Source organism: Longimicrobium sp. (genome assembly GCF_036554565.1).
Lineage (GTDB): Bacteria > Gemmatimonadota > Gemmatimonadetes > Longimicrobiales > Longimicrobiaceae > Longimicrobium.
In genome coordinates this window covers 1-8,667 of sequence record NZ_DATBNB010000880.1, presented here as the reverse complement: position 1 = coordinate 8,667, position 8,667 = coordinate 1, and the positions used below count along the sequence as shown (strand labels likewise).

The 8,667-nt window shown below is 71.5% G+C and carries 10 protein-coding genes and 1 pseudogene; 7 read left to right on the top strand and 4 right to left on the bottom strand.

Going from position 1 to position 8,667, the window contains the following annotated elements; translation table 11 throughout:
- From VIB55_RS24640 to VIB55_RS24620, 5 genes are all read left to right on the top strand, one after another.
- On the top strand, positions 1-394 hold a 394-nt coding region (locus VIB55_RS24640), incomplete at its 5' end, for a solute carrier family 23 protein (RefSeq protein ID WP_331879342.1).
- A gap of 98 nt (positions 395-492) precedes the next feature.
- Positions 493-843 (top strand): VOC family protein, encoded by a 351-nt coding sequence (locus VIB55_RS24635; protein WP_331879341.1) that lies wholly within the window; start codon positions 493-495, stop codon positions 841-843.
- Positions 844-904: 61 nt separating this feature from the next.
- Positions 905-2,395: a peptidylprolyl isomerase gene (locus tag VIB55_RS24630; RefSeq protein ID WP_331879340.1), complete on the top strand. Its 1,491-nt coding sequence runs from the start codon at positions 905-907 to the stop codon at positions 2,393-2,395.
- Complete coding sequence (locus VIB55_RS24625) at positions 2,380-3,156, top strand: M90 family metallopeptidase (protein WP_331879339.1); 777 nt, start codon at positions 2,380-2,382, stop codon at positions 3,154-3,156. The genes VIB55_RS24630 and VIB55_RS24625 overlap by 16 nt, the downstream gene beginning before the upstream one ends.
- 32 nt (positions 3,157-3,188) lie before the next feature.
- Positions 3,189-3,488: a hypothetical protein gene (locus VIB55_RS24620; RefSeq protein ID WP_331879338.1), complete on the top strand. Its 300-nt coding sequence runs from the start codon at positions 3,189-3,191 to the stop codon at positions 3,486-3,488.
- A 25-nt stretch (positions 3,489-3,513) separates the two neighbouring features.
- On the opposite strand, the gene VIB55_RS24615 is transcribed toward VIB55_RS24620, so the two are convergent.
- The 4 genes from VIB55_RS24615 to VIB55_RS24600 all read right to left on the bottom strand — a co-directional run bounded on the left by VIB55_RS24615 (position 3,514) and on the right by VIB55_RS24600 (position 7,081).
- Positions 3,514-4,068: a carboxymuconolactone decarboxylase family protein gene (locus VIB55_RS24615; protein ID WP_331879337.1), complete on the bottom strand. Its 555-nt coding sequence runs from the start codon at positions 4,066-4,068 to the stop codon at positions 3,514-3,516.
- Positions 4,069-4,100: 32 nt separating this feature from the next.
- Positions 4,101-5,201 carry a serine hydrolase gene (locus VIB55_RS24610; protein ID WP_331879336.1) on the bottom strand — a complete coding sequence of 367 codons (1,101 nt, stop codon included), beginning with the start codon at positions 5,199-5,201 and terminating at the stop codon, positions 4,101-4,103.
- 159 nt (positions 5,202-5,360) lie between these two features.
- On the bottom strand, positions 5,361-6,212 hold the full coding sequence (locus VIB55_RS24605) for a caspase family protein (protein WP_331879335.1): 852 nt from the start codon (positions 6,210-6,212) through the stop codon (positions 5,361-5,363).
- Positions 6,213-6,253: 41 nt separating this feature from the next.
- On the bottom strand, positions 6,254-7,081 hold the full coding sequence (locus tag VIB55_RS24600) for a hypothetical protein (protein ID WP_331879334.1): 828 nt from the start codon (positions 7,079-7,081) through the stop codon (positions 6,254-6,256).
- Between the two features lie 209 nt (positions 7,082-7,290).
- Here VIB55_RS24600 and VIB55_RS24595 point away from each other — a divergent pair, with 209 nt between their 5' ends.
- A complete protein-coding gene (locus VIB55_RS24595) occupies positions 7,291-8,076 on the top strand; it encodes a sigma-70 family RNA polymerase sigma factor (RefSeq protein ID WP_331879333.1) in 786 nt (261 codons plus the stop codon).
- Positions 8,077-8,149: 73 nt separating this feature from the next.
- Positions 8,150-8,667, top strand: a pseudogene (locus VIB55_RS24590) (hypothetical protein); the annotation flags it as partial.

Sequence of the window (8,667 nt, the reverse complement as noted above, 5' to 3'; positions counted from 1 at the left end):
CATCTTCGTGGTGGCGGCGGTGGCCGCGATCGTAATGGGATTGTCACCCAAGTTCGGCGCGCTCGTGGGGACCATCCCGGGCCCGGTGCTCGGCGGGCTGTCGCTGGTGCTCTTCGGGCTGATCGCGGTTACGGGAGCGCGCATCTGGGTGCAGAGCCGGGTGGATTTCTCCAATAACCGCAACCTGGTGACGGCCTCGGTCACCCTGATCATCGGCACGGGCGACCTGGTGCTGAAGCTGGGCGGCTTCTCCATCGGCGGCATCGGCACCGCGACGTTCGGCGCCATCATCATCTACCAGCTGCTGCGCGAGCCGGCCGGGCGCCACGACGCCCTGGCGACCGCGGATTCCGGCGTGGACCTCGCCACGGCACCATCCGCGGCGGTACACTGAGGCCCAGCACGGGAAATGGGATGACCGGCAGCGCCACGAGCTGCACGAGGCTGGATCGGGCCGCGGGATCTTCGACACCTTTCGACGGTGAGGCGAGAATGGGCGTAACGGGGATTGGCGGATTCTTCTTCCGCGCGAAGGATCCCAAGGCATTGCAGGCCTGGTATGCCGAGCATCTGGGCGTGGGCTCGGCGCCGTACGGGTCGTGGGACACGGAGGCGGGGCCCAGCGTCTTTGCGCCGTTCAAGGCCGACACCGATTACTTTGCCGCGGACCGGCAGTGGATGCTCAACCTGCGTGTGGACGATCTCGACGGCCTATGTGCGGCGCTCGGCGCTGCCGGGATCGAGGTAATCACCAAGCCCGAGTGGAACATGCCGGGCGTCGGCCGCTTCGCGCGCATCCACGATCCGGAGGGCAACGCGATCGAGCTGTGGCAGCCGGAGTAGTGAGTCCCGGCGAGCCACTCCTTTCTCCCCGCCAGCGCTCCCGGAATCGGGTTCTCGATCGATGAAAAAGCTCTGGATCCTGCTCCTGCTGCTCGCGCCGGCGCCGGGCTTGGCGCAAACACGCGCCGACTCGGCCCTGATCGGCCGCATCCTGGCGGCCGAGGACCGGCGTGACTCCACCATGGCGATCCCCGCGGGTCTGCGGCACGCCGATCCGCGCATTCGGCTGATCGCCCGCCGCGCGCTGGGGCGCATCCGTGATCCGCTCTTCGCCGCGCGCGATTCGCTGCCGCCGGTCGCCGCACCCTCCGCGTGGCCCGAGCCCGCGTGGCGCCTCCGCTACCGTGCGCTCGCCGCGCAACGTGCGGATTGCGGCGCGCTGCAGACTGCGCTGAACGACAGCGTGTGGCACGTGCGCCTCCGCGCCGCCGCCGTGGCGGATACCACGTGCGGCGCCGCTCCGGCATTCGTGCGCGTGCTGGCTGGATGGGTGGACTCGCTGCCGCGCGACGCACGCCGTCGACCCGCGGGTGGGGTGTCGTGGCACGCGGGGGCGCACGCGATGGTGGCGCTCGCGCGGATTGCGCCGGAGCAGGCGCGGGCACGGCTCGGCGCGCTCGCCACGCACTCCGACTGGCACGTGCGCCTCTACGCCGCGCGCGCCGCAGGCATCCTGGCCGACACCGCCCGCCTGCGCACCCTGGCGCGCGACCCGGACGGCAACGTGCAGGAGGCGGCGATCGATGCGTTGTCGAAGCTCGTGGGCCATGCGGCGGACGACGTGTACCTGGCCGCACTGGCTGGCGATCAGGCGCAGGCCGTCCGCGCCGCCGCCATCGCGCTGAACGGGTCCTCCGTGCCCGGCGTACGCGAGGCTGCCAACGACGCCTTCGATCTATGGGTGCGCCGCGCGAACGAATCGGAGCGCGACGTGCGCGTGGCCCTGCTCGAGGCCGCCGGGCGTCCGGGCAGCGACGACCGGCCGCCCGCGCCGCGCTTCCATCTCCCGCCGGACGCGGTGGCGCTCGCCCTGGGCCAGGACGTGCGCATCCGCGTGACGATGTCGCCCGGTGCCGGCGGCGGCTCGTTCGTGGTGCGGCTGCGCGGGGACGTGGCACCGATGATGGCGGCTCGCGTGCTCTCGCTCGTGCGCGACGGCTACTACGATGGCGGCAACTGGCACCGCGTGGAGCCGGACTTCGTGATCCAGGGCGGCGCTCCGGGCACCAACGAGTACGTGGGCCATCACCACTACCTGCGCGACGAGCTTGGAACCATCGCGCACCCCCGCGGCACCGTGGCGATGAGCACCCGCGGGCACGACACGGGCGACGCGCAGTGGTTCATCAACCTCAAGGACAATCCCCGCCTGGTTCGCGGCTACACGGTCTTCGGCGAGGTGACCGAGGGAATCGACGTGGTGGACGGGATCCTGGAGGGAGACGTGGTCGCGTCCATGCGCGTGGAGCGGATGCGCGCCGGCGCTGATCACCGCGCTGAAAAGGCTTTCATCCGCCCCGCACCCCAGGGTTCATCGTGTTCGGATTTCTGAAGAAGCGCCGCCGCGATCGCATCCGCGCGGAGCCTTTTCCGCCGGAGTGGCTGGCGATCATCCAGCGCAACGTGCCCATGTTCGCCCGCCTTTCGGAGGCGGACCGGAACGAGCTGCTGCGCCGGGTGCTGGTGTTCGTCGCCGAAAAGAACTTCGAGGGCGCGGGCGGGCTGACGATGACGGACGAGGTGCGCGTCACCATCGCCGCGCAGGCCTGCATGCTCCTGCTGCGCCTGGACGATGACGACTACTATCCCCGGCTCAAGTCAATCGTCGTGTATCCCTCGGCGTACAAGGTGCCGCGCGAGGAGCGGTCGGGAGAAGTCGTGCGGGAACACGATGCAGTGCACCTGGGCGAGTCGTGGGGCCACGGGGCGGTGGTGCTTTCGTGGAACAGCGCCCGCCACGGCGCCGCCGATCCGCGCGACGGCAAGAACGTGATCCTGCACGAGTTCGCGCACCAGCTGGACCAGGAAGACGGCGAGGCAGACGGCACGCCGGAGCTGGACCGCCTGGCGTTCTACGCGCCGTGGGCACGGGTGCTGAGCGAGCACTACCTGGCGTTGCGCAAGGCGGCGAGCACGGGGCGCAAGACGCTGCTCGACCAGTACGGCGCCACCAACGAAGCCGAGTTCTTCGCCGTCGCCAGCGAGTGCTTCTTCGAGCGCCCGGTGCAGCTTCGCACGCGGCACCCCGAGCTGTACGACGAGCTTGCGGGCTACTACGGCCAGGACCCGGCGGGCGCGGCGACGCCGGCCTGACGACGTCTCTTCCTCACCCTGCCTGGATACGAATGACCGATTCACCCGATCCCATGACCGCGACGGAAGAGTTCGCGGACGATGCGGAGTACGGCTGGTGGCTCAACACGCACCCCGACGGCTTCGTGCTGGCGGTGCGCACGCGCTCGGCGCCGCTGCTGCACCGCGCCACGTGCCCGGAAGTCGATCGCGACGTGCACCCCGGCCGGCTGCGTGCCAAGGGCGCGCGCCAGGTCTGCGCCGACACCAAGTCTGCCCTGCGCGCGTGGCTCGCCCGCGAGCTGCCGGGGGACGGCAAGCTCGTCGCCCGCTGCCCCAAGTGCGGGCCGTGACGGGTGGCGCGTCCGTGCGGCCGATTCAGCCCTTCCGGGGCGCCGACGCCAGCGCCGCCAGCCCGTCGGACTCGATGCCCAGCACCGCCGCCTGCAGGTTGAAGTAGTTCTCGGCCGCGTTCAGCCAGGTGAGCTCCACGATCTCCACGTCGCTGAAGTGCTCGCGCAGCGCCGCCACGGTATCCGCCGACACGGACCGGCGCATGGTCGCCTCTTCCCCGAACGCCAAGGCGGCGCGCTCCCGCTCCGTGAACACGGGGCTGGTGCGATAGTCCGCGAGGGCCGCGAACTTTTCTGCCCCCACCCGCTGGCGGATGGCCTCGGCCAGAGTGATGTCCTCGCAGAACGTGCAGCCGTTCTGCCGCGCGGCCTGCACCTGCACCAGCCGGCGCAGCGACGGCTCCAGCGACAGCCCGTGCTCCATCGTCCGCTGGATGTGCAGCGCCAGCACCATCAGCCCCGGTTTGCGGGCATAGATCACCTTCAGCGGGCCGATCACCTTTCCGAACCGCTTCGCCGAAGCCTTGTACGCCAGCTTCAGCCACGAGCTGGAGGGGTTTTCGATGGGGCTCAGGTGCATAAAGTCTCGTCCGCGTTGGGGTGAACCGGCGTTCACGACGCGCCCGCGGCGGGCGCGAGCATGCGCGCAGCGGCGCCGGGAACCAGGAACTCGTCGACGATGGCGTGGATGGCGGGGAGATGGCCGGGCGCGCGGGGGCCGTCGGACCGCGAGATGAAGACGGCCACGAGCTCCAGCTCCGGCACCACGAACACGTACTGCCCGCCGTACCCCCACGCGAACGCCACGCGCCGCCCGCCGGATTCGCGGCTCCACCATCCCAGCCCGTAGCCGTGCCCGTTGAAGGGCGACGTGGTCCGCGGCTTCACGCTTTCCCGCACCCACGCCTCGGGGACGATCCGCCGCCCCTGGTACACGCCGCCGTCCAGCCACATCTGCCCGAAGCGCAGCATCTGCCGCGGCGTAAGGTACATGTCGTTGCCGCCGAAGAAGATGCCCTGCGGATCGCGCTGCCACGGGCGGATGCGGAAGCCCAGCGGCTCGGCGATCTTCTCGTTGGCGTACGCCCAGGTGCTCCGGCCCGTGGCGCGCGTGAGGATGGCGGAAAGCAGGTGCGTGCTCCCCGTGCTGTACAGCATGCGCCCGCCGGGCTCGTCCACCATCGGCTGGTCCAGCGCGGCGTTCACCCAGTGGCGGCTGCTGACCCAGGCGCCGTACTCGCCGAAGCTGGTGGACTCCAGCCCCGACTGCATCGACAGCAGGTGGCCGACGGTGATGGAGCGCTTCCGCGGGTCCACTCCCGGCCGCGCGAAGTACGCGGGAAAGAAGTCGCTGATCGGCTGGTCCGTGCCGCGGATGTGCCCCTCGGCGATGGCGATGCCCACCAGCGCGGAAAGCACGCTCTTGGACGCGGACTTCACGTTCGTCACCCGGTCCCGGTCCACGCCGCCGGTGTAGCGTTCCAGCACGATCTCGCCGCGGTGCGAAACGAGGATGCCGCGCAGGTTCGGCAGCTCCGCCGCGCGCGCCAGCGCCTGCTCCAGCAGCACGGTGTCTGCACGCTGCACGGCCGGCGTGGCGGCGAGCGTGCGGGTGGCGGCGGGCGGCGCGGTGTCGGCTTCCGCGCCGCGCTCCCGCGGGGCGTCGCAGCCGGCCAGCAGCAGCGAGAGAAGGAGAATCGGTCGAGCGATCATGTGGGCGGAGCAGATCCGGGCCTTCGGAACCACGGGAACGGGGGATGATACCCGTCCGGGGCGGCGAAGTGCGGCGGGGCCGGCGCCCGAAGGAGCCTGCCCCGCCCGGATGAAAGCCGTCGATGATGAAGGTCGCCCGATGACCGCCCGGCGGCGCGATCAGCGGTAGACGAGCGCGCCGCGCGTGACGGGGGCCCGCTCGCCCAGCTGGAAGGCGCGCGCCATGGGAAACTCCAGGTCCGGCGCGCCCAGCATCAGGATCTGCGGCTCCTGGGTGCTCTCCTGGGCCATCACCCGGCGCCGCACCTCGCGGTACAGCTCGCAGTAGCTTCCCCGGAACCCCTCGTCCCACACGTTCAGCAGGTGCCGGGTAAAGAGCCCGTCGCGCGCCGCCTGCTCCTCGCCCGAGGCGGAAAGCAGCAGCACGCTGGCGGCGATGCCGTCCGCGTCGGCCGGGGGCGCGGCGATGCACGGCCCCCACGCCTCCATGCCCGGCGCGGTGTAGGGCATCACCCCGGGCGCCGGCGTCCGCATGACGCGGGGCGGCTCGGGCGCGCGGCCCGCGACGAGGGTGCCCGATTCTTCGTCGTCGCGCCCCACCCCGCCGCCGTAGCACGATTCGGCAACCACCAGGATGCGCACGCCGCGATCGAACAGCCTCCAGTAGCCCGCCAGCTTGTCGTCGAGCAGCGTCTCGTCGGCCAGGCACCACGCCTCGTCCCATCCGTGGCCCTCGTCGCCGTCCACGTCCCGCTCCTGCGTACCGTGGCCGGAAAACGAAACGAACAGCATGTCGCCCACCGAAAGGCGGTCGGCGGCGGCGCTCAGCGCCTCGTGCACGGCGCCGCCGGTGGCGGCCTCCCCCCGGAGCACGAGCACCGAACCGAACCCCGCCTGCCCCGCGATCGCGGCCATGCGCCAGGCAGCCGCCTCGCTGAACTGCAGCGGGTTCCCGGCGTGGCGCCCCCGCGGCCGGTTGACGCCGATGTGGATGGAAATGCCTCGGCTCATCTGCTCGTGCTCCGTAGAAGGTGAGGTCCTGGAACGCTGGCCTACGCCCCGCCCACCAGGCAGGTGTACGGGAGGGAGCCCATCGCGGGCGGAAGGACCGCGCACGGGTCGGAAACGGGGGGCGCATCTTCCAGCGGACCCCAGAAGCGGGGCAGCACCACCGGCACCGGCCCGCCGAACAGGGAGTAGAAAGCGGTAAAGTGCGGGGCCGTCTCGCCGCGCATGGGGGGCGTCTGGTGGTGCTCGGGAACCGGGTCGATCACGTCCTGCACCGGCTCGTGCAGCACCTCCAGGCTGATCAGGCCGCCGGAGGGGTACAGCGTGCCCAGGGCCCGGGCCGTGCCTCCGCCGCCGATGGGCTCCCCCGCCAGCGTCAGCGAGTCGCCCTGCACGTCGGGGATCTCCCATTCCACGCGGTGGGCGATGGCCCGGAACTCGTTGGCGCGCCACTCCCAGCACACCCCCGGCGCCACCCGCGTGATGCCGCCGGCGCCCAGGTTCACGCGTCCCACCAGCCGCTTCTTGGTGTCGGCGCCCAGGTGGTCGGGGTCTACCGGGCGGCCCGTCACCTGCTTCAGGTCTACGATGTGCCCGCACAGGTGCGTGTTCGCCGCATTGCCCGCCACGGGGGTGATCTCCTGGCCGGTGAACTTCGCCAGGGCCGGCACGCCCAGCAGCGGCCCGCCCTGCACCAGGTAGCCGGCGTCGTACGAGAGCACCGGCACGTGCCGGTCGGCGCCGCCGTGGTGGTGGTGCCCCGGCATTCCGGGCATCAGCACGCGCATGCGGCCGGTGGATCCGCCCGGCGTGGTGGGCTCGGGAACGAACAGGCACATCCCCGAGAAGGTGATGCGAAGCGTGAAGGCCATGAGGTTCCGATGGGTTGCGGTGTACTCTGGATTCGGAATCCGCCACCGGGCGTGGCGCACTCCGCCGGATTGCACGTGCGGCCCATCTGTCGGACGGATGCCGGCGAATTCTCCCCTCAGGTCGCTTCGCCGTGTTGATGCGCGGAGTGAAAGCCAGTACTTTGAGAACGCTTTGCGACACGTCGCGCCATCCTCAGTCCCCGCCCCGGATGCCTGACCGGCACACGTTCGAGCGCCAGTTCCTGGAGAACCTCGCCTGGATCGAAAGGGCGGCCGCCATCGCGTGCGCAAAGGGCGGCGTGAAGGGCGCCGAGGCCGACGACTTCGTGTCGTGGATCAGGGTGAAGCTGATGGAAGACGACTACGCGGCCTTCCGCCGGTTTCGCGGCGACGCCAAGCTGACGACGTACCTGGTGACCGTCGTCCAGCGGCAGTTCTACGAGTACCTCCGCGAGCAGGGGGGACGCTGGCGCCCCTCGGCGGCGGCGCTGCGGCTGGGTCCGCCGGCCGGCGACCTGGAGGCGCTGGTGTACCGCGACGGCTACACGCTGCAGCAGGCGGCCGAAAAGCTGCGGACCGGCGGCCACACGGAACTCTCCGACGTGGAGCTGGCACGCCTCCTCGCCCGCCTTCCCGAACGCGGGCCGCTGCGCCCGGTCGTGGTGTCGGCCGAAGACGGCCTTCCCGGCGCCGAAGGGCGCGAGCAGGCGGACGACCGGGTGATCGCGGCCGAGGGAGACGCACTCCGGCAGCGGGTCCTGTCGGCTCTGGAGCGTGCCGTCGCCCGGCTGGAGCCCGAGGACCGGGCGGTGGTGTGGATGCACCTGGTAGACGGGCACAGCCTGGCGGAAGTCGCTCGTATGCTGAACGTGGACCAGAAGCCGCTCTACCGCCGGTTGGACCGGCTGCGCCGCCGCCTGCGGGAATACGTGGAGGCGGAAGGCATCGCCGATAGCGACGTCCTCGAAATCCTGTCCGACCGGAGGGCGGCGTGACGGCGCAAAGGGGACTTTTCGTGCCCGTGCCCGTCCAATGGTCGAGGTGCGCGCCCACGGCAGGAGAACGCCCGTGAAAGATTCCAGGCTGGACGACGAGCGGCTGGCCGCGCTCCTCGACGGCGATTTGAGCGAGCAGGAGCGAAACGAGCTGCTCGCGGAGCTGTCCCCGTTCGACGACGACTACCAGGTCCTGGTCGGGACCGCGGCGCTCCTGCACGAGATGGAGGTGCAGGAGCGGCAAAGCCAGGGGCGGGACGCCCCGCCGGCACCCGGGGCGGCCATCCCCCTTCGGCCCCCGGCGCGGCGGCGGTGGGGATCGCCCGGGCGGTGGGCGGCGCTGGCGGCGGGTGTCGCGGGGATCGCCCTCGCGGCCGGGCTCGCCGGCCGCGGATCCCAAGGCGCGGACGCGGTGCGCCTGGCGGCGGGGCTGGAGGCGAACACCCGACTTCCGGAGGGATGGACGGAGCGGGCCCGCTGGTCGTCGCCGCGCGGGGACCCATCCTCCCGCTCCAGCTCCGCCCAGGCCGTGCAGGCCGGCGCGCTGCTGGTGGACCTGGCCGTCGCCGTCCGGACGCGCGACGCCGGGGC

What these genes read in the sequence shown, in the direction of transcription:
- VIB55_RS24610 (WP_331879336.1), bottom strand. Translation starts at nt 5,201, where the DNA reads ATGATCGCTCGACCGATTCTCCTTCTCTCGCTGCTGCTGGCCGGCTGC.
- VIB55_RS24605 (WP_331879335.1), bottom strand. Translation starts at nt 6,212, where the DNA reads ATGAGCCGAGGCATTTCCATCCACATCGGCGTCAACCGGCCGCGGGGG.
- VIB55_RS24600 (WP_331879334.1), bottom strand. Translation starts at nt 7,081, where the DNA reads ATGGCCTTCACGCTTCGCATCACCTTCTCGGGGATGTGCCTGTTCGTT.
- VIB55_RS24630 (WP_331879340.1), top strand. Translation starts at nt 905, where the DNA reads ATGAAAAAGCTCTGGATCCTGCTCCTGCTGCTCGCGCCGGCGCCGGGC.
- VIB55_RS24595 (WP_331879333.1), top strand. Translation starts at nt 7,291, where the DNA reads ATGCCTGACCGGCACACGTTCGAGCGCCAGTTCCTGGAGAACCTCGCC.
- VIB55_RS24620 (WP_331879338.1), top strand. Translation starts at nt 3,189, where the DNA reads ATGACCGATTCACCCGATCCCATGACCGCGACGGAAGAGTTCGCGGAC.
- VIB55_RS24635 (WP_331879341.1), top strand. Translation starts at nt 493, where the DNA reads ATGGGCGTAACGGGGATTGGCGGATTCTTCTTCCGCGCGAAGGATCCC.
- VIB55_RS24615 (WP_331879337.1), bottom strand. Translation starts at nt 4,068, where the DNA reads ATGCACCTGAGCCCCATCGAAAACCCCTCCAGCTCGTGGCTGAAGCTG.